Genomic DNA, 24,544 nt, shown 5'->3' with positions numbered 1-24,544 from the left:
AGCGTTTCTTCCCCAGGGTTATTATTTCCCGTTCTTCATCGCCCGGCGAAAGGCCAGGTTAAAGGTCAGTATCTCCAGATTTACGGAAAGGTCGACGTTCCGGAGTTCAATGTGATCGGGGACGTTCAGTACCCGCGGGGCGAAGTTCAGGATTCCCTGGATGCTGGTCCGGGCCAGCTGGTCGGCTACTTCCTGGGCATGTTCCGCCGGGACGGTAATAATGGCGATCTGGGCCTTTTCCCGTTCGATTATCTCTTCCAGACGCTCCATGGGGTAGACCTCGACCCCGTTCAGGCGGTAGCCGATCTTGTGGGGGGCGTTGTCAAAGATACCCACGATTTTAAAGCCCCGCTCGCGAAAGCCACCGTACATGGAAAGGGCCGTACCCAGGTTACCAGCGCCGATAATGACCACCGACCAGGTGGTGTTGAGTCCCAGGATCTTGATTATATGCCAGTACAGGTCTTTAACATTGTAGCCCACGCCCCGGGTACCGAATTCGCCAAAGTAGGCCAGGTCTTTCCGGACCTGGGCCGGGCTGACACCCACCCCTTCGGCAATCTCACCGGAGGAAATGGTGGTTACCCCATGACGGTCGACCTGGGCCAGGTAACGGGAATATACTGATAACCGGGTAATGGTCGCCTCGGGAATCTTTAAGGTCTTCACCTGGTCTGCCCCCTTATGGCTCCGTACTTCTTTCACAAGACATATTCGCTACCCCCCTGGAGATTCCTCTTTTTTAAACTTCTTCAGCCATTCCCTGGCGTCTGCCACCATGTACAAGGAACCGGTAACACAGATGAGGTCGGAGGGCTCGGCAAGGGCCAGGGCCCTCTCGACTGCCGCAGGAATGGCTTCGATAACCTCCACCACGCCGACATAACGTCTCACGCTGTCGGCCAGGGACTGCCAGTTCCCGGCCCGGGGGTTATTGGGCCGGGTGACAATCACGGCCGCCGCCAAGGGGGCCAGTACGGCCACCACTTTCTCCCGCTCTTTATCAGCCAGCATTCCCAGGACCAGGATCAGGCGGCGATAGCGGAAAATCTCTTCCAGGGCCAGGCGTAGACTTACGGCCCCATCAAAGTTGTGGGCGCCGTCAATGATGACCATTGGTTCCCGTTGTATGATTTCCAGGCGCGCCGGCCAGGTGGCGGCGGCCAGGCCCTGGCGCAGGTGGTCCGGTGTTACCTTTAGCCCGTGGTGGCGGACGGCTGCTTCGATTACCGCCACCGCCGTGGCCGCATTCTCCAGCTGGTGGCGCCCCAGGAGGTGAACCTTGAGGCCTTCATAGGTAGCCAGCAAACCCCGGCAATCAAATTCGCCTCCCGCCAGGGATACCCGTCGTTCCCGCCAGGTGACATCCCGGCCTACCTGGTAAAGGGTAGCCCCCTTTTCCCGGCAGGTGGTGCTGATAACTTCCAGGGCTTCCGGCAAACGCGAGGCAGTAACCACAATCCCCCCGGGTTTGATAATACCGGCCTTGACCCGGGCGATCTCAGCTATAGTGTTCCCCAAATACTGCATGTGGTCCATGCCGACATTTGTTATAACGCTCACCAGTGAAGTATTAATCACATTAGTAGAATCAATGGCCCCACCCAGTCCTACTTCCAGAACTACCAGGTCTACCCCTTCGTCGGCAAAGTACTTCAGGGCTACGGCAGTGCCGACTTCGAATTCCGTCGGGTGTTCATAACCGTCGGCTACCATAGCCGTCAAAAGTGGTTTAAACCAGGTAAGGAGGGCTGCCAGGCGTTCCTCAGGGATATTCTGACCGTTAATCTGGATCCGTTCGGTATAGGAATGAAGGTGGGGAGAGGTAAATAGTCCCACCCGGTAGCCAGCCGCCTTAAGGATACTGGCCACCATGGCCGAGACCGAGCCCTTGCCGTTGGTCCCACCGATATGGATAAAGCGCAGGCGCTCCTGGGGCGAACCGACCCGGCGCATGAGTTCCTTAATTCGCCCCAGGCCCAGGTTAAAACCAAACTTGGTTAGTTGCCGCAAAAATTCAAGAGCTTCCTGGTAGTTCACCTGCTTCTCTCCTAACTCCCCAGATAGCTCAGACGTTTGGTGAGAGCCGTTATGGTAGATTTTAATTCTGCTGCCCGGGCCTCTTCCTTGGCTACAATGGCTGCCGGGGCCTTGGCCCGGAAATCAGGCCGGGCCAGTTTTTTCTCAACCTTTTCCAACTCGGCCCTAGCCTTTTGCAGTTCCTTTTCCAGGCGGGCCTGTTCTTTCTCCAGGTCAATAAGGCCGGCCAGGGGCAAAAAGATCTGCACCCCGCTGGTAACAGCCGTCGCTGCCCGCGAAGGAGGTCGATCCAGGGCCGCTACCACCTGGACCCTGTCAGCCGCAGCCAGGTTCTCCAGGTAAACCGATTCCCGCTGCAAAATTTCCCTGTCTTCCGGGGACCCGCTAACCAGGATGACTTCCGCCCGCCGGCCGGGGGGCACATTCATTTCGCTGCGCAGGGTACGGACGGCCCGGATGACGGCCATAACCAGGCCCATGGCAGTCTCGGCTTGTTCGTCTTCATCCTGCGGTACAGGCCGGGGCCAGGAACTGAGCATGATACTTCCCCGCTCGCCGGGTAGGTGCTGCCAGATCTCCTCGGTAATAAAGGGCATAAAGGGATGGAGGAGCTGTAGACTCTTGCCCAGGACCGTTACCAGCACCTCCTGGGCAACCTGCCGCTCCCGGCGGTTCTCTCCGTAGAGCCGCGGTTTGATTAACTCAATATACCAGTCGCAGAATTCACCCCAGAAGAATTCATAGAGCATCCTGGCGACCTCGCCGATTTCATAGGCCTCCAGGCAGGCGTTTACCTCCAGGACCAGTTTATTTAAACGACTGAGGATCCAGCGGTCAGCCAGGGTTAAGTTCTCTCGCTCTAATGGCGCCGGTTCGTAGTCCTCCAGGTTCATGAGGGCAAAACGGGCAGCGTTCCAGATCTTATTGGCAAAGTTCTGGGTGCCTTCCAGGCGTTCGGGATGGAAACGCAGATCGTTCCCCGGCGTGTTGCCGGTCACCAGCATCAGGCGCAGGGTGTCAGCCCCGTATTTTTCGATCACCTCCATGGGATCGACGCCGTTACCCAGGGACTTGCTCATTTTCCGCCCCTGGGCGTCCAGGACGAGGCCGTGGATGAGGACCTCCCGGAAGGGTACCTCCCCCATGAATTCCAGGCCCATGAAGAGCATCCTGGCCACCCAGAAAAAGATGATATCGCGGCCGGTTACCAGGACCGAAGTTGGATAAAAGGCCTCCAGTTCCGGCGTCCTATCCGGCCAGCCAAGGGTGGAGAAGGGCCACAGGGCGGAGCTAAACCATGTATCCAGGACATCGGGATCCTGTTCGAGGGCGGTGCTGCCGCAGGCCGGGCATTCTTCGGGGTCTTCCCGGCTGCAGATCTCCTCGCCGCACTGCTGGCAATACCAAACGGGGATGCGATGGCCCCACCAGAGCTGGCGGGAGATACACCAATCGCGAATGTTCTCCAGCCAGTTGAGGTAAATCTTAGTAAAACGCTCGGGCACAAAGCGTACCCGGCCTTCTTTAGCCGCCTGGATGGCCGGCTCGGCCAGGGGCGCCATACGGACAAACCACTGGGGTGAAACCAGAGGTTCAATGGTCGTCCCGCAACGGTAACAGTGGCCGACGGCATGGGTATGTTCTTCCACCTTGACCAGGAAACCCTGGGCCTTCAGGTCGTCTACCAGCTGACCGCGGCAGGCATAGCGCTCCATACCGGCGTAGGGACCGGCTTCTTCTGTCATGACGGCGTCTTTACCAATAACGGTAATGGACGGCAGGTTATGCCGGGCGGCTACTTCAAAGTCATTGGGGTCGTGGGCCGGGGTTATCTTAACCGCGCCGGTTCCGAAGGCGGGGTCGACATACTCGTCGGCGATAACCGGTATCTCCCGGTTGATAAGGGGCAGAACCAGGGTTTTACCCACAACATCCCGGTAACGCTCGTCGCTGGGATTTACGGCTACCGCCGTATCCCCCAGCATGGTCTCCGGCCTGGTAGTGGCAATGACAATGCTGCCGCTACCGTCCTTAAAGGGATAACGGATATACCAGAGATGGCCCGCCTCTTCTATATGCTCGACTTCAATATCCGAAATGGTGGTCCGGCAGCGGGGACACCAGTTGATGATGTAACTGCCCCGGTAGATAAGGCCCTTTTCATAGAGGCGGACAAAGACTTCACGCACCGCCCGGGAACAGCCTTCGTCCATGGTGAATCGCTCCCGGCTCCAGTCGCAGGAGGACCCCAGGAGCCGCAGCTGTCTGGTGATCCGGTCGCCGTACTGATGTTTCCATTCCCAGACCCGCTCCAGGAACCTGTCCCGGCCCAGGTCATACTTGCTCAGGCCTTCCTTAGCAAGTTCCTCTTCCACCCGGGCCTGGGTGGCTATACCGGCATGGTCGGTGCCCGGTATCCACAGGGTGGCGTCACCACGCATCCGGTGCCAGCGGGTGAGGATGTCCTGCAGGGTATTATCCAGGGCATGGCCCAGGTGCAGGCTCCCGGTGACATTGGGTGGCGGCATGACTATGCTGAAGGCCGGCTGGCCCTTTGCCGGCAGGTGACCACGAAAGTATCCGTTTTCCGACCAGTAATGATACCACTTTTCTTCTACGGCTTTAGGATTATAGACCTTATCCAGTATAGCCAAAATACACTTGCCTCCTCGAAAAAAACTCTCTGGAACCCCGCTACAAAAAACCCCCCGTCCGCCCGGACGGACGAGGGGTGCTGCTCCGCGTTGACCATTCCTTACCGTATTATCTTACCGATTTCTGACTCTTTCTGTCAAGAGCTGTCTAGTTATTACCCAGGGCTTCTTTCAGAACTTCGTCCATGTGCTCGACCAGGATAAAGTTCATCTTGCGCTTGATGTTGGCCGGGATGTCTTCCAGGTTTTTCTCGTTCTCCCGGGGCAAGATGATGTTTTTAATCCCTTCCCGGTGGGCGGCCAAAATCTTTTCTTTAATACCTCCCACCGGCAGTACCCGGCCGCGCAGGGTGATTTCCCCGGTCATGGCCAGGTCGCTCCGCACCGGTACGCCCTTTAGGGCTGAGGCCATGGCCGTAGCCATGGTGATGCCCGCCGAAGGCCCGTCCTTGGGGATGGCACCCTCGGGAACGTGGATATGCAGGTCAAACTTCTCGTGGAAGTCTTCCTCCAGGCCCAGTTCGGCGGCCCGGGAGCGGAGGTAGCTGAAACCGGCGTAGGCGGATTCCTTCATGACGTCGCCCAGTTTTCCCGTCAGGGTCAGGTTGCCTTTCCCCTTCAGGATAGACACCTCGACATTCAGGACCTCGCCGCCAACCTCCGTCCAGGCCAGGCCGTTGACCACACCCACCATCTCATTCCGGATGGCTTGCGTATGATGAAAACGAGGAATACCAAGGTATTGCTCCACATTGTTGGCCGTTACTTTAACGGCTTTGGTTTTACCGCTGACGATGTCCCGGGCGGTCTTACGGCAGATGGTGGCGATTTCCCGTTCCAGGTTTCGGACGCCGGCCTCCCGGGTATACTCCCGGACAATCCGCCGCAAGGCGTTTTCCGATACTTCCAGTTGCTGCTTCTTAAGGCCGTGTTCCTCAAGCTGCTTGGGCAGCAGGTGCAGTTCAGCAATCTTGACCTTTTCTTCCTCGGTGTAGCCGGGAATACGGATAACTTCCATCCTATCCAGGAGGGGACGGGGGATCGAGTATTCGACATTGGCCGTGGTAATGAACATTACCTTGGAGAGGTCGAAGGGAGCTTCAATATAATGATCGCTAAACATATAGTTTTGTTCCGGGTCCAGGACTTCCAGCAGCGCCGAGGCGGGATCGCCCCGGAAATCGCTGCTCAACTTATCAATCTCATCCAATAAAAAGACCGGATTCTTCGTCCCCGCCTGTTTCATGCCCTGGATAATCCGTCCGGGCAGGGCGCCCACATAGGTCCGCCGGTGGCCGCGAATCTCGGCTTCGTCCCTGGTACCTCCAAGGGAGATACGGACAAACTTGCGCTGCAGGGCCCGGGCGATGGATTTGGCCAAGGAGGTCTTACCCACCCCAGGCGGTCCCACAAAACAGAGGATGGGGCCCCGCATCTTTTTGGCCAGCTGGCGAATGGCCAGGTATTCCAGGATACGCTCCTTAACTTCCTTTAAACCGTAGTGATCTTCGTCCAGGATCTCCTCGGCTACCTTGATATCCAGGCGGTCCCTGGTCTGCTTGTGCCAGGGCAGGGCCAGGATCCAGTCCAGGTAGTTGCGGACGACGGTTACCTCCGCCACCATGGGTGGCATTTTCTCCAGCCTTTCAACCTCTTTCAGGGCGCGTTCCCGGATCTCTTTAGGCAGCCTGGCTTTAGCTATCCTCTCCCGCAGTTCCTCGGCCTCGGCCACACGGTCGTCTTTCTCGCCAAGTTCCTTCTGGATAGCCTTGATCTGCTCCCGCAGGTAGTACTCCTTTTGGGCTTTTTCCATCTGCTTGCGTACCCGCAGGCTGATCTTCCGCTCCAGTTCCAGGATTTCTTTTTCCTTGGCCAGGATATCGCAGAGGATATTCAGCCGCGTTTTGATATCCACAGCCTCCAGGACGGCCTGTTTATCCGTCAATTTGAGGTTGAGGTGGGAGGCCACCACATCGGCCAGACGCCCCGGTTCCTCCAGGCTGACGACGGCTACCACCGTTTCCGGAGGTATCTTTTTGGCCATCTTGACATAGGTTTCAAACTCGTCAATCAGGCAACGCATCAGGGCCTCGATCTCCGGGGAGGTCTCTGCCGGCTCCGGAGCCTCTTCGACTTCTACCTTGAGGAAGGGATCATGGCTGATATACTCCTTAATTTCCCCCCTGCGGATACCTTCGACCAGGATCCTGATGGTGCCTCCAGGTAATTTCAATAATTGTTTAATCTCAGCTATGGTTCCGGTAGTATAGATATCATCTTCGCCGGGGTCGTCGTCCTGAGCCTCTTTTTGCATGGCCAGGAAAATGACCCGATCACCAAGCATGGCAGCTTCAATGGCACTTACCGAGCGTTCCCGCCCTATATCCAGGTGAATAACCGTGTAGGGAAAAACAATAACCCCGCGCAGGGGCAACAGGGGCAGGGCTCGACGCAAACTTTTACACCTCCAAGGTGCTCCCCGTATATAACTTTCTCTCCCAAGGTAATTATTCTTTTATATTCTACGACAGGACTGTTTTTATTGCAATAACCTAGCAGCCCACCGGCCGGCCAATGTTTGGTGCCGCACTTAAAATCTGGGGACGGGCCTTGAACCTTTCCGGGCTGGCCACCTGGGCCGGGGGCAACAGGGCCTCTGCCAGGACTTCGTTGACGTTCTGGACCGGGATCACTTGGATACCCGGCAGGCTACGGAAGATCTCCTGCCAATTGTCCCTGGGGATGAGCACTTTCTTCGCCCCGGCCAGGCGGGCGGCCTCCACCTTGGCCACTACGCCTCCCACCGGTCGCACACCACCGCGAATGGCTACTTCTCCCGTCATGGCTACCAGGTTGTTGACCGGTGTCTCGGTGAGGGCGGAATAAACGGCTGTCAGCATGCTGACCCCGGCCGAGGGACCGTCCACCGGTACGCCGCCGGGAAAGTTCAAGTGGATGTCGTAGTCGCGTAGATCCACCTGCAGCAGGCGCCTGAGAACCGTCTGGACATTGTCCACGGCGTTACGGGCCATGCTCCTGCGCCTGACGCGGCGGCCGTCGCCGCTCCCGGTTTCTTCCTCTTCCACCACGCCGGTGACGATAACCTGCCCGCGCCGGTGGCCGACGAAGTTCACGCTGGCCTCCAGCTCCACCACCAGCCCCATATTGGGGCCATAGACTGCCAGGGCGTTGACCACCCCCACCTGGGGTTCAGGAGGTACTTTGCTATCCATTCGCGGGGTATACTGGCCGCTGGTCACCACCCACTCGATATCGGCCCGGGTAATCTCCTGGCGCCTGTCCGTCAGGGCCAGGCCGGCGGCCAGCTGGACCATGTTCACTGCTTCCCGGCCGTTGGTGGCATACTGTTTGATTACCTCCACGGCCTCCGGGGCAATGTGTAAGTTTATTTTCCGGGCGGCGTTCTGGACAATTAACCCGATTTCATGGGGCAGCAGGGGCCGAAAATAGATCTCCTGGCAGCGGGAACGAATGGCCGCCGGGATCTCCTGGGGTAGGCGGGTGGTCGCCCCTACCAGGCGAAAATCGGCCGGCAAACCGTTGCGAAAAATATCATGGATGTGGCTGGGAATATTAGTATCTTCACTGCTGTAATAGGCGCTTTCCAGGATAACCTTGCGATCTTCCAGGACCTTGAGGAGCTTGTTGATCTGGATGGGGTGCAGTTCGCCAATTTCATCGATAAACAGGATACCACCATGGGCGCGGGTCACGGCCCCCGGTTTGGGCTGGGGAATACCGGCCATGCCCATGGGGCCCGCTCCCTGGTAGATGGGGTCATGGACCGAACCAATCAGGGGGTCGGCAATGCCCCGCTCGTCAAACCGGGAGGTCGCACCGTCGACTTCGACGAATTTAGCGTTTTCTTTAAAGGGTGAAAGGGGGTTGGCCTTGGCTTCCTCCAGGACCAGCCGGGCGGCGGCTGTTTTACCCACCCCCGGCGGGCCATAGATAATAACATGCTGGGGGTTGGGACCGCAGAGGGCGGCCCGGAGGGCCTTCAAGCCCTCTTCCTGGCCGATAATCTCGGCAAAGGTGCTGGGCCGGGTCTTTTCCGCCAGGGGTTCAGTGAGGGAGATCTCCCGCATCCGCTGGAGTTTCTCCAGTTCTTTGCGAGATTCCCTTTCCACAGCCACCCGGCTGCCCTGCTGGTTGCGCAGGAGGTTCCAGAAGTAAAGGCCAATTACCACGGCAAAGAATATCTGGACAAAGCCCAGGACTCCGCCCAGGCCCTGGCCCCATTCGGTCATAAGGGTACTCCTTTCCGCAATAAAAGGATCACCTAAAGTTTATCCGGAAAGGAAAATTTTATCCCACAGGGACCCTCCACTGGTTCCCAGGGGGACGTAAAAGGGCGGTGGTAATACCCACCGCCCTTGGCAATCAGGCTGTTTCTTCTTTTTTCTTTTTCCTTTCTACCGTAAGGAGCAAGGGTTCTTCCTTGCGCAGGACAACATCTTTAGTGATTATACACTTGGAGATATTGTTCCGGGAGGGGATCTCGTACATAACGTCGAGCATGATCTCCTCCAGGATGGCCCGCAGGCCCCGGGCCCCGGTTTCTCGCTTGATAGCTTCCCTGGCGATAGTAACCAGGGCGTCTTCTTTAAATTCCAGGGTTACCCCGTCCATTTCAAAGAGCTTCTGGTACTGTTTCACCAGGGCGTTGCGGGGTTCCGTAAGGACCCTGATCAGGGCAGTCTCGTCCAGGGCGTCCAGGGTGACAATCACCGGCAGGCGGCCAACAAACTCGGGGATCAGGCCGTACTTCAGCAGGTCAACGGGCAGGACCTGCTTCAGGATATCCCCCACCTGGACGTCGTTCTTGCCCCGGATCTCGGCGCCAAAGCCCATGGTTTTCTGGGAGATGCGATTCTTGATGATCTTGTCCAGGCCGTCAAAGGCCCCTCCACAAATAAAGAGGATATTGGTCGTATCCAGCTGGATAAACTCCTGGTGAGGGTGCTTGCGGCCTCCCTGGGGCGGCACGCTGGCAATGGTGCCTTCCAGGATCTTGAGCAGGGCCTGCTGGACCCCTTCCCCGGATACGTCCCGGGTAATGGATGGGTTCTCTGATTTCCGGGCTATCTTGTCGATCTCGTCGATATAGACAATACCCTTCTCTGCCTTCTCCACATCATAGTCGGCCGCCTGGATGAGCTTGAGGAGAATATTCTCCACATCCTCACCCACATAGCCGGCTTCCGTCAGGGAGGTGGCGTCGGCGATGGCGAAGGGCACATTGAGAATCTTGGCCAGCGTCTGGGCCAGCAGGGTCTTACCGCTACCGGTGGGACTCAGCATGATGATGTTGCTCTTCTGGAGTTCAACATCATCCATCTTCATACCCAGGTTGATGCGTTTATAATGGTTATAAACGGCTACAGCCAGGGCCTTTTTGGCTTGATCCTGGCTTATGACGTACTGATCGAGGATCTCCCGGATCTCCTTGGGCTTGGGCAGTTCACCCATTTCCAGGTTCAGGTCCTCGCTTAGCTCCTCTTCGATTATCTCATTGCACAGCTCGATGCACTCGTCACAGATATATACACCCGGGCCAGCAACCAGTTTCTTGACCTGGTCCTGGAGTTTCCCGCAGAAGGAACACTTCAACTGGCCTTTGTCATCGGTGTATTTGTACATTTTCTTCACCTCGCTGTCCCTTATTTAGCGGGCAACTCGCGCTTGGTGATCACCTCATCGATTAAACCATACTCCCGGGCTTCCCTGGCTGTCATAAAGTGATCCCGGTCGGTATCCCTGGCGATCTGTTCCAGGGGTTTACCGGTTATCTCACTTAAAATACGGTTCAAGTTGTCCCGTATGGCCAGAATCCTCTTGGCGTGGATCTCGATATCCACGGCCTGACCCTGGGTACCACCCATGGGCTGGTGAATCATGATTTCGCTGTTGGGGAGGGCAAAACGCTTGCCCTTGGCCCCTGCCGCCAGGAGGAAGGCACCCATACTGGCCGCCAGGCCGACGCAGATTGTGGAAACGTCGGGCCGGATATACTGCATGGTGTCAAAGATGGCCATGCCTGCCGAAATCGATCCCCCGGGGCTGTTTATATAAAGGTGAATATCCTTGTCGGGATCCTCGGCCTCCAGAAAAAGCATCTGGGCAATGACCAGGTTGGCTACATGATCGTCAATGGCACTCCCCAGGAAAATGATCCTGTCCTTCAATAGGCGGGAATAGATATCATAAGCCCGTTCGCCCCTGCTGGTCTGCTCGACAACCATTGGTACCAGAACTGACACTGCCAACACACCTCCACGTTAAAATCGTTCAGAGATCACAGTTAAGCCGGCGTAGCTTCCGCTGTTTCTGCTGTTTCCCCTGCCGCGCCCTGTTCCCGGGGCGGTACGGGCTTGCTGTGCTCTACCAGAAAATCTATGGTCTTTTTAATCATTATATCGTATTTCAGGACGGACAAGTCGCCCAAATTCTTCCGTACAGTATCCGGATCTTGCCGGAAAATCCTGGCCATCCTCTCGATTTCGGCATCAATCTCTTCCTGGCTGGGCTGGATATTTTCAGCTTTGGCAATAGCTTCCAGAACCAGTTCCGTTTTTACGTCCCTTTCGGCCCCGGGCCGGAATTCTTTTTCTAAATCACCAATAGTCTTGTCAGTGTTCTTTAAGAACTCCTCCAGGGTCATCTTCTGGGCCTGTAGGTTGCGCTCAAGTTCCCGGATCCGGGCATCGATACGCCGTTCCACCATAACTTCCGGGAGTTCCACCGTGGCCGCAGCGACAGCCTTTTCCACCACGGCCTGCCGAACTGCGGCTTCAACTCGCTGTTTCTGGCTTTCCTCCAGGCGCCGGCGGATATCCTGGCGCAGGTCCGCCAGGGTCTCGCACTCGCTCACATCTTTGGCAAACTCATCATCAAGGGGAGCCAGTTTCTTACGTTTTATCCCCCGCACGGTGACCTGGAAAACGGCTTCTTTACCGGCCAGATCCTTTTCGTGGTAGTCGGAAGGGAAAGTGACATTAACGGTGCGTTCTTCATTTACCCTGGCACCAACCAGTTGCTCCTCAAAACCGGTTATAAAGGTGCCTGAACCCAGCTCCAGGGGGTAGTTGTTCCCTTCCATTCCCGGGTAAGGCTGGCCGTCCACGGTGCCCTTGAAGTCAATGGTAACAATATCACCGGCTGCTGCCGGTTCGTCCTCGATTACCTCCAGCTCGGCATAACGCTCCTGCAGCCGCTTCAGGTAAGCATCGATATCGGCTTCTGTTACCTCTACTTCCTGGCGTTCCACCTCCAGGCCGGTGTAGGGACCAAGCTGGACTTCCGGTTTAACCTCCACCCTGGCTTTAAAAACCAGGGGTTCTCCATCTTCTACTTTAACTATCTCAACCTCCGGCCGGTCGATGGGTTCCAGCTGGTGTTCGGCCACAGCTTCTTCATAAGCCGGAGGAATAACAATCTCCGCTGCCTCGTTATAAATAGGCTCCTTGCCAATATATTGCTCCAGGATAAAGCGAGGGGCTTTGCCCTTCCTGAATCCTGGAATATTGACCTGCTTTACCAGTCGACGATATGCCTGGTCTATAGCCTTCTGGACTCTGGGGGCTTCAACTTCTACTTCCAGGAGTACCTGGTTTTTATCCAGTTTTTCTACGGCAGCCTTCATCTACTTATTTGCTCCTCCCTACTCCCGACTACTGGACGCCATTCATTATGACCATCCGTTTGTCTAAAAATACCTTCAGGATTTATTTCGCCGTGCCTGAAGCTTTTCCTGCTAAAATAATAAAAAATAGCCTGTGAAAGAGTACCTCGGACGGGTCAGGTCCGAGGTACTAATAAGCAAAAATATGGAGCGGAAGACGGGATTTGAACCCGCGGCCCTCGCCTTGGCAAGGCGATGCTCTACCACTGAGCTACTTCCGCCCGTTATTCGGTACCATCACGGCTTTCCGTAGCGATATATTAGCAAAAACCCCTGGCCCTGTCAAGCTCTCCTCCCCGGGCCGGGGCTATTTTCCTTGTTGCTGGCAGTTCCGGCAGAGGAGATGATTTCCACATCCGCCAGGGTAATCAAGCCCTGCTGGACCATCTCCCGGACCCGGGGCAACACGGCGTTTATCTTTTCGGGGCTGTCCACTGCCTCAACAAGAACCGGCAGATCGGCGGAGAGCTCCAGGAGGCGTGAGGCATACAGCTGCTTACGCTTGCCATATCCCTCGATACCACGGACTACAGTAACCCCAGCCAGGCCGGCGGCCTTTAATTCGAGAACCAGAGCATGGTAAAGGGCCATACCCTGCCACTTCATACCCTCCCCCAGATAAACCGTCAAACGCTTGGCCCTCGTGCCGGTCATACCCATCCCTCCAGCCTAAAATAAACTCCCTGCCGCCAGCCAGCCCAGCCAGGCCAGGAGCAAGCCTCCCAGAATGCTCCCCAGGCTGTAGGCCAGGGCCCGTTTACCCTCGCCATCGCCAATCATGGTGACGGTTTCATAGGTGAAGGTTGAAAAGGTAGTATAGGCTCCCACAAACCCTGTCCCCAAGGCCAGGGTCACGTTAGCCGGTAACCTTCCCTGGGGCAGGGCCAGGAGCAGGCCTAGCAGAAAGGCTCCGCTTAAGTTGACGAACAGGGTACCCAGGGGCCAGGTACCCCGGACGCGATTTCCCAGCCAGCGACTTAGCAGGAAACGGGCCAGGGTCCCGGCAATCCCGCCACAGCCTACATAGAGCCAGGCCATTACTCCTCCCCATCCTCCCTGGTTATTATACTACTCAATGCTTTTGAAGATAAGGGCAGGCGCGCTAAAAAAATACCGGTTTGCATACAGATAAGTCCCCCGGCCAGGGAAGCGAAGAGGTAAAGGAGGGCCAGGGGAATTTTTTCTCCCTGGAGCAGGTGGAGGGTTTCCACACTGAAGGTGGAAAAGGTGGTGAAGGCACCGAGCATCCCTGTAGTAAGCCCCAGGCGCAATTCCGGGCCCATGACCAGTCGTTCCAGGGTATAGGTCAGGATAAAGCCCATGGCCAGGCAACCGCCCAGGTTAATGATCCAGGTAGCCAGGGGAAAGGAACCTGGCCAGAGACGGTTGATAAAACTAGCCAGGAAATAACGGCCGACAGCGCCACAAAATCCTCCTACGGCAAGGTAAAGGTAGAGCATGGTGAATATCATTCCTCCCATGGCGGCAAAAAATAAACCCCTACCCCGGGGAAACTTTACCCCCCCGCGTAGGGGTCATCACTGCACCAGCGCAGATTTAAAGGGAACCCCATCCCTTGGGTATTAACCTTTTGCTAGAGTGATTCTATTCCACACTGGCGGCCATTTTCCTGCCGTATATCACCTACCGCCGTCGCTATAGCGACAAAAAACTCCCGGGCCGCCCGACCGATACCTGCCTGCTCATCAATCATGGCCGCCGTTTCCTCCGTAACCTCAACAGCTGCGCCAATGTCTCTATTTATCCCTGTAAAAAAAATCCCGGATATATCCGGGTGTGGTAGGGTATATATTTTAAAGGAGGTCAGAGGGCTTTGCTCAAGGTTTATGATAGCACGCGGTCGTTATAAACGTATTAAGCCACCTTTAAAATTAAATTAATTTTACACCGGCAAGCAATTTAACTTTATGTAGAAATCATAGCCTGCCCCGGTGGGTGTGTGGGCCGCGGCTAGCCTATCTTCGGTAAAAAACCCTGCTTTTTAGAGCAGGGTTTTGGTTACCACTTAAGCGGCAGGTATTGAGGAGGTAGTTGTAGTTGGCGCAGGGATGGAAGGAGGAGAGGTCGTGGTAGTGCTGGCTGTGTTGCCGGCTGTGGACACAGTGTCCGTACCTGCTGGAACTTCTGTAGCAGTCGGGCTGGTGCTCGGTGACGTTGCCGGAGTCGTGGAGGTCGCCTCTCCCTCGCCTTCTTCAACATCAATGTCGCCAGTGGCGTCATTATAATTTACTTTTTCTTTAAATACTTCACTCAAGAACCTCAAGGGCACAAAAGTACGGTTGCTGATTAATAGAGCTGGCACATCCAAATTTATTTTTGTGCCATTAACGGTTACTTCCGCGCTGCCGGGGATAAGTACTACCGTAACTCCATTTTTGGCTATAGTCACGGCATTTGTTGCCTCATCCCAGTTAACAGTTGCGCCCAGACCTTCCGTAACCGCTCTGACAGGGATCAGGGTGCGGCCGGCTTTAATCACTGGCGGCACATCAAAATTAATTTCTTTATTTTTAACCCGGATTCGGCCCTGGAATTTTTCCAATCCAGCGTGTTGGGCTTCTTCACGTACCTGGATTTCTTCCCTTTGCCGCACCTCTTTTTTCAACTGTTGCTCAGAATGGTGAGAATCATTTTCCTGGGATTCTCCCTTGGCTTCCCGTTCCTGTTCGTTTAATCCATTTTCTTCTTCAATGTTTGCTTCTCCTTGTTCTCCCCTTTCTTGATCTTTCAATTCATCTCCTAATTGACTATCTTCTTCATGATTATTCCCCGTTCCCGACGCCATTACATACTTACCGGCCCCATGGTCACTGTTACCATTGCCCGGGCGGGCATAAGCCATCCCCGCCGGCAGAAGCAGGCTCGCTATGGCCAGCATACTGATTAATTTTTTGTACTTCATCCTGCATACCCCCTATAAAATTTTAAGACAACCCGCAAAAACCGTAGTTGCCCCTAATTGCCAGCAATATTCAAATTGGCTTATCCGGCAACCCGGCTGCCATGGCCTGTTGAGGCTTTAGGCCCGTGGCTTTGCGCCCCCGCCTTTCGGTCAGGTTCGCCTTTAGCGGTTTTCACAAATATTTATCGTCACTTTTAACTATTTTTTAACTGTCAGGGTGGTTGACTTTGAAAAATTAATATCAAACCCCATGGGCAAATTTAGTAAAAAAGGGTATAATAAATGATGTGTGTTTAGGCAAGAAAGGAGGACCGCTTTTTATGGCCCAGGAAACTTCCTCCTCGCGAGAACCGCTACGTAAAGCCGATGTAAACATAAAATTATCTGAATTTGAAATCCCCCCCATGCAGGACATCTTGTTCGTTGGTAAAAAAGCACCTATCGGTCCCGAAGCCGTAAGGCGTATGGTAGATGCAGTTTCGCCGGAACAATATGAGATAGTACGCCTAAACCATGAGACTTTCGAAGCCGTAGTAGTAAAAAAATCTTTATTAAGGCTTCTCCCTAAAGAAAAGCTTCTCCCAGTAGTAATCGAAGAAAGTAACCGCATCGCCGACGATAAAATGGTGCTTAAGGCCCAGATAAATATTACCATCCAGGTCAGCAGGACGGTGGATTTGTAGTGCCCACGGTAAAAAGCCTTATAAGCGAGAAGCTTTATACAATTGACCCGTTAGCAAGCGTCGGTCGGGCGGCCGCTATTATAGAACGCTATGGTATAGGCAGCCTCCCGGTAGTAGAAGAGGGAAAACTGGTAGGCATTATCACTTCCAGGGATGTCAGGAGGTTTCACCCAAACCGGCTGGTTGCCGATGCCATGACGAGAAAAGTGATCACCATATCACCAACAGCTTCCCTGACAGAAGCACAAAAATTAATGGTCAAGAATAAGATTGAGCGTCTGGTAGTTACCTCGGAAAGCAACATTGTTGGTATAATTACCTACGCCCAGATCATGCTGGAATTGGGCAAATATACCGATAGCCTTACGGGTTTAAACAAAGCCGAAATCTTTTATGAAAAAGCCCTGGAGTTATTAAGACGAGGCCAGGAGATAGCAATAATCTTTCTGGATTTGGATAACTTTGGGGGTATTAATAAAGAATACGGCCATATTTATGGTGACAATGTCCTGCGCCAGGCCACTATAATCTTAAAAAATTTAATTAACATGAATGAGGATACCCTGTGCCGCTATGCCGGCGATGAATTTGCTATTGTTACCACCAGGTCCCTGGCTGCAGCAGAAAAATTAGCCCGGCAAATTGTCACGGCCTTCGCCAACGAAAATTGGCCCGGTAAAATAAAGGTCACCATCTCTGCTGGCGTAGCCGGAGGCCGTCGCTCAAAAATACGCGAATGTGGTAAAGACAGCAGCTATATCGTCAAAAACCTGGTCAATATGGCCAGCCTGGCTTCAACCAAAGCCAAAAGACTGAAAAAACCGGTAGTAGTAGTTGAGGCCGTTGAATTTAAAGAAACAGCATGCATGTAGCGCCTACCATGTCCATCCCTTCATGAAAAATGCGGCAGTTAGCCGGATTAGGCTAAAAATTCTATATTTAACCCGCGCGGCAATCGGCTGCAATTCTTGCACCAGGATGGTCACCCCGCCAGCCGAAAGCGGCGATTTTTTCCATAGCCGCGTTCCGCTCTTCGCTGCCGGCCGATTCTTTTGAGCGCCCCTCCTTTTCCCTTTCCAGTGATACAGCAAAAAAATCCGGGCTTCAAACCCGGAAAACCTTGAAATATCTATATTTGGTGCGGGCGAGAGGACTTGAACCTCCACGGGTTAACCCCACCAGATCCTAAGTCTGGCGCGTCTGCCATTCCGCCACGCCCGCAAAAAAATGGTGAGCCATCGGGGAGTCGAACCCCGGACACCCTGATTAAAAGTCAGGTGCTCTACCTGCTGAGCTAATGGCTCACGCTATTGGCTGGGGCGGCTGGATTCGAACCAGCGGAATGACGGATCCAAAGTCCGTTGCCTTACCGCTTGGCTACGCCCCAATATAAATAAAATGGGGTGGGAGATGGGACTCGAACCCACGACCCCCAGGGCCACAACCTGGTGCTCTAACCAACTGAGCTACACCCACCATGTCTTTTTCTGGCGCGCCTGGCAGGATTCGAACCTGCGGCACGGGGCTTAGAAGGCCGCTGCTCTATCCAGCTGAGCTACAGGCGCCTGTTTGGAGCGGGTGATGGGAATCGAACCCACGTAGCCAGCTTGGAAGGCTGGAGCTCTACCATTGAGCTACACCCGCAGGCAAATTCTATTTTACCACAAAAACGTTTCCCCGTCAAAAATAATTTTTGCTGAACCACCATGAAAAAAGCATTATTTATTATAATTGACCGGCCTGCTCCTGGCAAGACCCTTTTTGCTGGCGGCAGGCCGGCATGGAGGCTATTTTGCCGGCCAGAGCCGCCTCAAGATAGGCCACATCTTCTTTACAGCCCGGGCACGATGGCTCAATTTATTTTTAACCTCACCCCCCAGCTCGGCCAGGGTCAGGTCATACTCTGGCAAGTAAAACAGGGGGTCATAGCCGAATCCCTGGTGGCCCCGGGGTTCCGTTGCAATCAGCCCTTCCAGGGTGCCCTCTGCCAGGTGGGTATCGCCATCCTCAGTAACCAGGGCCAGCACACAACGGAAGCGAGCCGTCCTTCTCTCCCAGGGCACTCCCTCCATGAGTTGGAGTAATTTGGCGTTGTTGCGCCGGTCATCGGTGGGTTCACCGGCAAAACGGGCCGAATAAACTCCCGGCGCACCCTCTAAAAAGTCAACTTCCAGGCCGGAATCGTCGCCCAGGGCCGGTAAGCCAGTCATGCTGGCGGTCAGCCGGGCTTTGAAAAGGGCATTGTCGACAAAGGTGCTGCCTGTCTCTGGCGGCAGGTTGAACCCGGGGAAATCGAGCAAGGTCTCGATTTCCACCCCCAGGTCCTGCAAAAGCTCCCGGAACTCCCTGGCTTTACCCGCATTTTTGGTAGCTAAAACCAGTTTATTTATCATTGCCTGTCCCCACCCGGCTGGCAATATCACCAAGAACCTGCTTTTGGATGGCAATCAGGCTCTCTATACCTTCTCCGGCCAGATCCAGCATGGCTGTGAGCTGTTCCCGGGTAAAGGGTCGGCCTTCGGCCGTTCCCTGGACCTCCACCAGCTGGCCGGAACCAGTCATGACGACATTCATGTCCACCCCGGCGTGGGAGTCCTCCTGGAAATCCAGGTCCAGGATAAGCTCGTCGTCCACCAGGCCGACGCTGACTGCCGCCAGGAAATCCTTAAGGGGCATGGCCGGCACTCCCCCGGCCGCCACCAGGCCGGCCAAAGCTTCAGCCAGGGCCACGAAACTACCGGTAATGGCGGCTGTGCGCGTACCGCCGTCAGCCTGAAGGACATCGCAGTCCAGCCAGATGGTCCTCTCCCCGAGGAGGGACATGTCGACCACGCTGCGTAACGACCGTCCTATTAGCCGTTGGATCTCCTGGGTCCGGCCCGTGAGCCTGCCACGGGTGACTTCGCGTATGGTCCGCTCCTTGGTGGACCGGGGCAGCAGGGAATACTCCGCCGTAATCCAGCCCTTGCCGGTGTTTTTTAAAAAAGGAGGAACCTTTTCTTCCACCGTTGCACTGCAGATCACCCGGGTGTCACCTACGGTGATTAAGGCCGAACCCTCGGCATATTTGAGATAATGGCGTTCAATGGTCACCGGGCGCAATTCCCGCAAACCGCGACCATTTGCTCGTAGCAAAGCTCCAGGCCTCCTTCGTTCTTACCCGGGGGTACCTTTTTCCCTAAAGTCTAAGGCAAGTTTCCTGGTTCTGGCCAGTTCCAGCCATCCGATCAGTTTAAAACCCACTTCGTTAAATGAACGTGGGTCGCCGCTGACATAGAATTCATGGGCCCGGGAACCGTGGGGTCCCCGCAGGCCACCGCCGGCTGCCAGGACAGATTTCAGCTCCCGTACCGTGGCCGCCGCCGGGTCTACCAGAGTAACTCCGGGACCGGCCAGGTCCTGGATGACCGGCGCCAGAAAAGGGTAATGGGTACAGCCCAGGATCAGGGTATCAATACCGGCTTGCAAAAGGGATTCCAGGCATTCGGCCACCACCCCTTCGACCCGGGGACCGGCAACTATACCGGCTTCCACCAGGGGTACGAAGGGGGGACAGGCCCGGGTAAAGACCTGGACCTCCTTTCCCCGGCTCAGCAGGGCTCGCCTGTGGGCGTCGCTGGCGATGGTAGCTTCCGTGGCTATAACGCCGATCCGCCCGTTTTTAGTCGCCTGCAGGGCGGCTTCGACGCCGGGCTCAATGACCCCGATGATGGGGATAGAGTACTTCTGTTGCAAGTAAGGCAGGGCCACGGCTGAAGTAGTATTGCAGGCGTCAACAATGGCCTTTGCCCCCCGGGCAATTAAAAAGCCGACTATAGTATCGGCAAAATGGATTAACTCGTCTACCGGCCGCGAACCGTAAGGTACGTGGGCCGTATCGCCGAAATAAATTATCGTCTCGGCAGGCAGTTGCCGGGTAATCTCCCGGGCTACTGTCAAGCCGCCGACTCCGGAATCAAAAACCCCTACCGGTTGGACGGGAAACACCGCCTTCAACTCCTTATCGAGGTGCTTCTTCTTTCTAAACACCAAGTACTGAATATTATATGCTGGAAATTAAGCTGGTAATGTCTATTTCCTGCCTTCCCATTGTAACAGAGAAGGCGAGGGCCTGCAAGCAATTTGCAGACCCCCGCCCCTTTATTCACCAGCCTACTGGCCGGAGAGGTAGTCACTGATGCCGTTAAAGATCCCCTGGGCCACCAGGGCCTGGAAATCAGGACTGGCCAGGAGCTGCTCCTCCGTAGGATTCGAGATAAAGGCCGTCTCTACAAGCACCGAGGGCATTTTGGTATTGCGCAGGACTGCGAAATTGGCCTCTTTAACCCCCAGGTCGCGCCGGCCGATAGCAGCTACCAGATCCCTCTGGATAAGGGTGGCCAGGCGCTGGCGTGCATCCCGCTGTTCTCCCAGGGCCGTCCCCGGCGGTGCATAGAAATAGGTTGATGTACCCGAGGCTGAAGGGCTCAGGGACGCGTTGGAGTGAATGCAGATGAAAAGGTCGGCGCCGACTTCGTTGGCGTAATAGGCCCTACCGGATAGGGTATACGGAGTTGTTTCCCCATCACGGGTCATATAAACCGTCGCCCCGGCGGCGCGCAAGAGTTCCGCCAATTTCCGGGAGATGGCCAGGTTGACGTCCTTCTCCTGAACGCCGCTGGGACCGATAGCCCCGGGGTCAGAACCTTGCGGGTCGGTACCATGGCCGGGATCAATGACAATTTTAGCCCCCCGGACAGAGGGTTTTTGCAGCCTGATGGTTATAGTAGATCCGGCTGTCGTTGTGGTAAAATTGGCTGCCCCATTAAGATCGCATACCACTCGCACGGTGTTGGCATCATACTGTCCCAGGCGCACCCGGGCCAGCGGCTGCCGGTTCACTTCCACCTTGTCCTGCCCCGGTGCTACCGCCAGGGTGGCTCCTGGTATATCGAAAATCAGGTGGTCGGCCCAACGGGAGCTTTTAAAGGTAAAGGGCCGGGTACCCTGTACCGTTACTTCAATCCAATCGGGCCCGGGATTTACCGTGACGCCGGTTATCTTGAGGCTGTTGCTATCACTGTTGCCCACTCCCTGATTACCTTCACCAGGTGCCGTCCCACCGTTACCCGTTTCGGACCCGCCATTATCCTGGCCCGGTTTTTCGGGTGAAAAGGTTGCCAGGGAACTGGCCAGCCAGCCCCGCAGGCCATTATCCAGCTCCACCAACCACCAGTCACCCTGCTGTTGCCAGATGGGTAACCGGCTGCCGGCCGGTGCCATACCGACTTGTTTTTCCACCGGGTTAGGTCCGGCTAAAATGGCCACCGGCTTGTTACCGATTATCGCTGTGCCCAAGGGTTGTCCGGACGGTGGTTCTTCATTCCCCGGCTGATTATTGCCAGGTGACGGGTTGTTGCCTGGCGACTGCCCGTTCCCGGGCTGATTATTGCCGGGAGGATTGGTATCCTGGGGTTGGTTGTTGCCCTGGAGCACTTCGGAATAACTGGCCGAAACCCAACCCTGGCGTCCATCCGGCAACTGCACCTGGTACCATCCATCGCCTGTAGCCAACAATTGCACCAGCGTGTCCCTGGGCAGGACATCAATTACCCCATAGGAAGTCCCCGGCCCGGTCCGGACATTGACATAACTGCCGGTTATCCGCACCTGGCCGGCGGGCGACGCCGTACCCAGCCAGATGCTAACTGTCCGGGAGGCATCATCCCATTCAACCTTCCCGCCGAAAGCCTGGGCGACAAAACGCACCGGTACCATGCTGGTGCCATCCTGGAGGACAGGTACTGTATCCAGGTCAATAGCCTGGCCGTTGACCTGGGCCTGGCGTTTGCCAATCCACATTTTTAAAGTTGTCGCTCCCCGGCTGACTACTATCCCCTGCTCGGCATCCAGCCACTCCACCCTGCCCCCCATGTGTTCCATGACAAAACGCACAGGTACCATGGTACGACCGTTGCTGTCGGTGTAGGCTGGAACCGAGGGGTTAACCCTGCTGCCGTTCAAGACTAGAGTAATCCCGGGGTCAGCTGCAGCCGGCCGGGCCATCAGCCCCAGCGCAATTATGTACATCAACGCCAGTATCAGCAGCGTCAGGCCCCACCGGCCATTTGTCAGGCGTCTAACCATCACCCTTCCTTTCTCCTTTCACCCTTTTACGACTTCCGGTTATACTATTCGCTACCGGAAGTGGCTTTCCTTCCCACCTGCGAATTTTTGTCGAAAAAACAAAGGGGCGCCTCAAGCGACCCTCTTTGCGAACCAGGTGTATAAATACCAACTGTATAAATAAAGGTTCCTATTTTTTGATCAAGCTCTCGTTGCGACTCATGGCAGCCGAAACATCGACATGGCCGGCAATAGTCTGGACGTACTGACCGTCTACCAGGAACTGGACCTGTTTAATCGTGGGAAATTGGGTCAGGGTATTGACAATGGAATAAACAGTCAGGCTCTCCCCAAGGGAGCCGCCGCTATGGTTGGCCACCAATTCCTTGCTAAAGTCAACCCTGGCCAGGCCGTCGGGGCGGATATTGATATCCTTCAATACCGTTCCCTTGGGAATGGTCGGCAGTAGTTTGGAATCGGGAGCGGGACCCTTGATCAGCTCTTCGATGGTGGCCCGGGCGATCCCTTCGACGGCCGGAATACTACGTTTTTCCGCCACCAAATAGTTGCCGCTGGAATCGCTGAAATAAAGGACTACCTGGGTCGTTTTGGCCGGTTCCCCGACCTTGTTCTCAGGCGCCGGCGTCGGAACACTTGCTTCAGGAGGAGGAACCTGGACCTTGACCTGTGGCTGGGTATCGCCCCTCAACCTGTCCGTGAGGCCACAGCCGCTGACCATGACAACCATGAGCAACAGGCCCGTCACAACTGCTAAATACTTACGCCACCGCAAAAAATATCCCTCCTTTTTCAGATTGCTATTAACATACATATCGCGACAAGGAGGGATATATTACTAATTTTTTTAGTCTAAGCCAAAATTTCCCTCAGAGCGCGAATGAAGGTTTCGTTCTGGCGCCGGGTACCAATGGTTACCCGCAGGAAGGTATCATAGCCAAAGATATCGCCAGTCCGGACGATAACTCCCTTTTGCAACAGTTGACGGAAAACCTCCCGGCTGTCCCGCTGGATATCCACAAAGATGAAATTGGCTTCGGTGGGAACGTACTTTAGTCCCAGGGATTCAAATTGGCTGTAGAGATAGTCCTTGCCCTCGCTGTTAACTTCCCTGCTCTTACCTACGTGGGCTTCGTCCTTGAGGGCAGCAACGGCGGCAACCTGGGCGAGAAGGTTGACGTTAAAAGGCTCCCGTACCCGGTTCAAGTCCCTGATAATCTCGGGAACAGCGACCCCGTAACCGACCCGCAACCCGGCCAGGCCGTAAATTTTAGAGAAGGTGCGCAGGATTATGACATTGGCCCTGCCGGCCCGGACATAGGCCAGGCTGTTGGGATAGTGTTCGGCGGTAACATAATCGGAATAGGCCTCGTCCAGGACGACTAGTACGGAAGGAGGCACCTGCTTTAAGAAACCGTCCAGGGCGGCCTGGCCGACAATCGTCCCGGTGGGATTGTTGGGGTTGCAGACGAAGACCAGCCGCGTCCTGGGAGTAATAGCTGCCGCCATGGCTGCCAGGTCGTGGCGGAAATTACGAGTGGGAACCTTTATGGCCCGTCCCCCCATTACCTGGGCGGCGAATTCGTATTCGGAAAAGGTCGGGTCGGCGACGACGATTTCATCGCCAGGGTTAATGTAGGTCTCGGCCAGCATCTTCAGGATCTCATCAGTACCATTGCCGATAATCAGGTTCTCCTGTTTTACCCCCAGTTTGGCCGCCAGGGCTTCTTTAAGATAATAGCAGTTGCCGTCAGGGTAGAGGAAGATCCTATCGCTGGCCTCTTGCAAGGCCTGGACGGCATCCGGGGAAGGTCCCAGCGGATTTTCATTGGAAGCCAGCTTAATGACATCCTTAACTCCCAGCTCACGCTGGACCTCTTCAATGGGTTTCCCCGGAACGTATGGTTTAATGCTCAGGATGGCTTCACGACACTTGGGAACGGTAGCCACTGGTTCTTCATCTCCTTTGTCCTGCAACCGCCGGTTAGAGGCGGTAGATTTTCTCACCATCAAGAACGGTAATGCCCCTGGCCTGTAAAACGTCGATGGCCGCGTCGAGTTCTTCTACGCGGAAGATAACCAGGGCGCCGTTATCCCCCCTGCCGATGAAGGCGTAGAGGTATTCAATGTTAATGCCATTTTCTTCGAGGATGGAGAGGATGTTGCTGAGGCCGCCGGGCCGGTCGGGCATCTCTACCCCCAGGACCTCCGTCAAGCTGACGGTAAAGCCGGCCCCCTTCAGTTCGGTGTAGGCCCGGTCCGGGTCGTCGACAATGAGGCGCAGGATGCCGAAATCCGAAGTGTCAGCGATGGAGAGGGCGCGGATGTTGATGCCGTGCCCGGCCAGGAGCCGCGTTACGGCCGCCAGCCGGCCGGATTTGTTCTCGAGGAAAACCGAGATCTGCTTGATCTTCAC

The 24,544-nt window shown here is 55.4% G+C and carries 22 protein-coding genes, 7 tRNA genes and 1 riboswitch; of the genes, 2 read left to right on the top strand and 27 right to left on the bottom strand.

The window, feature by feature from the left end:
- Positions 1-21: 21 nt before the first annotated feature.
- The 13 genes from MOTHE_RS02350 to MOTHE_RS02290 all read right to left on the bottom strand — a co-directional run bounded on the left by MOTHE_RS02350 (position 22) and on the right by MOTHE_RS02290 (position 15,322).
- Positions 22-705 (bottom strand): redox-sensing transcriptional repressor Rex, encoded by a 684-nt coding sequence (locus MOTHE_RS02350; RefSeq protein ID WP_071554668.1) that lies wholly within the window; start codon positions 703-705, stop codon positions 22-24.
- Between the two features lie 12 nt (positions 706-717).
- Positions 718-2,040: a bifunctional folylpolyglutamate synthase/dihydrofolate synthase gene (locus MOTHE_RS02345; RefSeq protein ID WP_011392070.1), complete on the bottom strand. Its 1,323-nt coding sequence runs from the start codon at positions 2,038-2,040 to the stop codon at positions 718-720.
- A gap of 11 nt (positions 2,041-2,051) precedes the next feature.
- Positions 2,052-4,694: a valine--tRNA ligase gene (locus MOTHE_RS02340; protein WP_053094617.1), complete on the bottom strand. Its 2,643-nt coding sequence runs from the start codon at positions 4,692-4,694 to the stop codon at positions 2,052-2,054.
- 148 nt (positions 4,695-4,842) lie between these two features.
- On the bottom strand, positions 4,843-7,149 hold the full coding sequence (gene lon, locus MOTHE_RS02335; RefSeq protein WP_011392068.1) for an endopeptidase La: 2,307 nt from the start codon (positions 7,147-7,149) through the stop codon (positions 4,843-4,845).
- A 97-nt stretch (positions 7,150-7,246) separates the two neighbouring features.
- Positions 7,247-8,965 (bottom strand): ATP-dependent protease LonB, encoded by a 1,719-nt coding sequence (gene lonB, locus MOTHE_RS02330; protein ID WP_011392067.1) that lies wholly within the window; start codon positions 8,963-8,965, stop codon positions 7,247-7,249.
- A gap of 133 nt (positions 8,966-9,098) precedes the next feature.
- Positions 9,099-10,358 (bottom strand): ATP-dependent Clp protease ATP-binding subunit ClpX, encoded by a 1,260-nt coding sequence (gene clpX, locus MOTHE_RS02325; protein WP_053094616.1) that lies wholly within the window; start codon positions 10,356-10,358, stop codon positions 9,099-9,101.
- 20 nt (positions 10,359-10,378) lie between these two features.
- Positions 10,379-10,978 carry an ATP-dependent Clp endopeptidase proteolytic subunit ClpP gene (gene clpP / locus MOTHE_RS02320; protein WP_011392065.1) on the bottom strand — a complete coding sequence of 200 codons (600 nt, stop codon included), beginning with the start codon at positions 10,976-10,978 and terminating at the stop codon, positions 10,379-10,381.
- Between the two features lie 41 nt (positions 10,979-11,019).
- Complete coding sequence (gene tig / locus MOTHE_RS02315) at positions 11,020-12,360, bottom strand: trigger factor (RefSeq protein WP_011392064.1); 1,341 nt, start codon at positions 12,358-12,360, stop codon at positions 11,020-11,022.
- Between the two features lie 185 nt (positions 12,361-12,545).
- Positions 12,546-12,620, bottom strand: a tRNA-Gly gene (locus MOTHE_RS02310).
- Positions 12,621-12,681: 61 nt separating this feature from the next.
- The gene (locus MOTHE_RS02305; RefSeq protein ID WP_011392063.1) at positions 12,682-13,053 is read right to left on the bottom strand and encodes a DUF190 domain-containing protein; all 372 of its coding nucleotides are present in this window, start codon (positions 13,051-13,053) and stop codon (positions 12,682-12,684) included.
- Positions 13,054-13,068: 15 nt separating this feature from the next.
- The gene (crcB, locus tag MOTHE_RS02300; protein ID WP_011392062.1) at positions 13,069-13,437 is read right to left on the bottom strand and encodes a fluoride efflux transporter CrcB; all 369 of its coding nucleotides are present in this window, start codon (positions 13,435-13,437) and stop codon (positions 13,069-13,071) included.
- Entirely contained in the window at positions 13,437-13,871 is a 435-nt protein-coding gene (gene crcB, locus MOTHE_RS02295) for a fluoride efflux transporter CrcB (RefSeq protein WP_162490021.1), read from the bottom strand. The genes crcB (MOTHE_RS02300) and crcB (MOTHE_RS02295) overlap by 1 nt, the downstream gene beginning before the upstream one ends.
- Before the next feature lie 554 nt (positions 13,872-14,425).
- Positions 14,426-15,322 carry a stalk domain-containing protein gene (locus MOTHE_RS02290; RefSeq protein WP_011392060.1) on the bottom strand — a complete coding sequence of 299 codons (897 nt, stop codon included), beginning with the start codon at positions 15,320-15,322 and terminating at the stop codon, positions 14,426-14,428.
- 83 nt (positions 15,323-15,405) lie between these two features.
- Positions 15,406-15,493, bottom strand: a riboswitch (cyclic di-GMP riboswitch).
- A 149-nt stretch (positions 15,494-15,642) separates the two neighbouring features.
- Here MOTHE_RS02290 and MOTHE_RS02285 point away from each other — a divergent pair.
- Both MOTHE_RS02285 and MOTHE_RS02280 read left to right on the top strand, forming a co-directional pair.
- Positions 15,643-16,005, top strand: coding sequence for a hypothetical protein (locus MOTHE_RS02285; protein ID WP_011392059.1), 363 nt, complete (start codon positions 15,643-15,645; stop codon positions 16,003-16,005).
- Positions 16,005-16,877, top strand: a complete 873-nt coding sequence (locus tag MOTHE_RS02280) for a CBS domain-containing protein (RefSeq protein ID WP_053094615.1) — start codon at positions 16,005-16,007, stop codon at positions 16,875-16,877. Before MOTHE_RS02285 ends, MOTHE_RS02280 begins: the two co-directional genes overlap by 1 nt.
- Positions 16,878-16,880: 3 nt before the next feature.
- Here the strand turns inward: MOTHE_RS02280 and MOTHE_RS12685 are convergent, their stop codons facing one another.
- The 14 genes from MOTHE_RS12685 to MOTHE_RS02215 all read right to left on the bottom strand — a co-directional run bounded on the left by MOTHE_RS12685 (position 16,881) and on the right by MOTHE_RS02215 (position 24,544).
- Entirely contained in the window at positions 16,881-17,171 is a 291-nt protein-coding gene (locus tag MOTHE_RS12685) for a hypothetical protein (RefSeq protein ID WP_071556356.1), read from the bottom strand.
- Positions 17,142-17,226: transfer RNA gene (locus tag MOTHE_RS02275), tRNA-Leu, on the bottom strand. The genes MOTHE_RS12685 and MOTHE_RS02275 overlap by 30 nt, the downstream gene beginning before the upstream one ends.
- A gap of 7 nt (positions 17,227-17,233) precedes the next feature.
- A tRNA-Lys gene (locus MOTHE_RS02270) sits at positions 17,234-17,309 on the bottom strand.
- A 7-nt stretch (positions 17,310-17,316) separates the two neighbouring features.
- Positions 17,317-17,392, bottom strand: a tRNA-Gln gene (locus MOTHE_RS02265).
- Positions 17,393-17,404: 12 nt separating this feature from the next.
- A tRNA-His gene (locus tag MOTHE_RS02260) sits at positions 17,405-17,481 on the bottom strand.
- Between the two features lie 12 nt (positions 17,482-17,493).
- Positions 17,494-17,570 (bottom strand) — tRNA-Arg (locus MOTHE_RS02255).
- Positions 17,571-17,575: 5 nt separating this feature from the next.
- Positions 17,576-17,649 (bottom strand) — tRNA-Gly (locus MOTHE_RS02250).
- Positions 17,650-17,792: 143 nt separating this feature from the next.
- Positions 17,793-18,398, bottom strand: coding sequence for an XTP/dITP diphosphatase (locus tag MOTHE_RS02245; protein WP_011392057.1), 606 nt, complete (start codon positions 18,396-18,398; stop codon positions 17,793-17,795).
- Positions 18,388-19,140, bottom strand: a complete 753-nt coding sequence (gene rph / locus MOTHE_RS02240) for a ribonuclease PH (protein WP_011392056.1) — start codon at positions 19,138-19,140, stop codon at positions 18,388-18,390. Before rph ends, MOTHE_RS02245 begins: the two co-directional genes overlap by 11 nt.
- A gap of 21 nt (positions 19,141-19,161) precedes the next feature.
- Entirely contained in the window at positions 19,162-20,034 is an 873-nt protein-coding gene (gene murI / locus MOTHE_RS02235) for a glutamate racemase (RefSeq protein WP_236683265.1), read from the bottom strand.
- Positions 20,035-20,157: 123 nt separating this feature from the next.
- Positions 20,158-22,131 carry an N-acetylmuramoyl-L-alanine amidase gene (locus MOTHE_RS02230; protein WP_011392054.1) on the bottom strand — a complete coding sequence of 658 codons (1,974 nt, stop codon included), beginning with the start codon at positions 22,129-22,131 and terminating at the stop codon, positions 20,158-20,160.
- A 169-nt stretch (positions 22,132-22,300) separates the two neighbouring features.
- On the bottom strand, positions 22,301-22,903 hold the full coding sequence (locus MOTHE_RS02225; RefSeq protein WP_011392053.1) for a GerMN domain-containing protein: 603 nt from the start codon (positions 22,901-22,903) through the stop codon (positions 22,301-22,303).
- Between the two features lie 77 nt (positions 22,904-22,980).
- Complete coding sequence (gene hisC, locus MOTHE_RS02220) at positions 22,981-24,141, bottom strand: histidinol-phosphate transaminase (RefSeq protein WP_011392052.1); 1,161 nt, start codon at positions 24,139-24,141, stop codon at positions 22,981-22,983.
- Positions 24,113-24,544: an ACT domain-containing protein gene (locus tag MOTHE_RS02215; protein ID WP_011392051.1), complete on the bottom strand. Its 432-nt coding sequence runs from the start codon at positions 24,542-24,544 to the stop codon at positions 24,113-24,115. Before MOTHE_RS02215 ends, hisC begins: the two co-directional genes overlap by 29 nt.

Origin of the sequence: Moorella thermoacetica, from assembly GCF_001267405.1 — a bacterium.
GTDB classification, from domain to species: Bacteria; Bacillota; DSM-521; order Neomoorellales; family Neomoorellaceae; genus Neomoorella; species Neomoorella thermoacetica.
The sequence above is the reverse complement of the archived record's forward strand: the minus strand, read 5'-3'. Positions and strand labels throughout refer to the sequence as shown.

Coding starts and splice junctions, on each gene's coding strand:
- MOTHE_RS02245 (WP_011392057.1), bottom strand. CDS start 18,398: ATGATAAATAAACTGGTTTTAGCTACCAAAAATGCGGGTAAAGCCAGG.
- lonB (WP_011392067.1), bottom strand. CDS start 8,965: ATGACCGAATGGGGCCAGGGCCTGGGCGGAGTCCTGGGCTTTGTCCAG.
- MOTHE_RS02290 (WP_011392060.1), bottom strand. CDS start 15,322: ATGAAGTACAAAAAATTAATCAGTATGCTGGCCATAGCGAGCCTGCTT.
- clpX (WP_053094616.1), bottom strand. CDS start 10,358: ATGTACAAATACACCGATGACAAAGGCCAGTTGAAGTGTTCCTTCTGC.
- crcB (WP_011392062.1), bottom strand. CDS start 13,437: ATGGCCTGGCTCTATGTAGGCTGTGGCGGGATTGCCGGGACCCTGGCC.
- tig (WP_011392064.1), bottom strand. CDS start 12,360: ATGAAGGCTGCCGTAGAAAAACTGGATAAAAACCAGGTACTCCTGGAA.
- crcB (WP_162490021.1), bottom strand. CDS start 13,871: ATGATATTCACCATGCTCTACCTTTACCTTGCCGTAGGAGGATTTTGT.
- MOTHE_RS02305 (WP_011392063.1), bottom strand. CDS start 13,053: ATGACCGGCACGAGGGCCAAGCGTTTGACGGTTTATCTGGGGGAGGGT.
- MOTHE_RS02285 (WP_011392059.1), top strand. CDS start 15,643: ATGGCCCAGGAAACTTCCTCCTCGCGAGAACCGCTACGTAAAGCCGAT.
- MOTHE_RS02230 (WP_011392054.1), bottom strand. CDS start 22,131: ATGGTTAGACGCCTGACAAATGGCCGGTGGGGCCTGACGCTGCTGATA.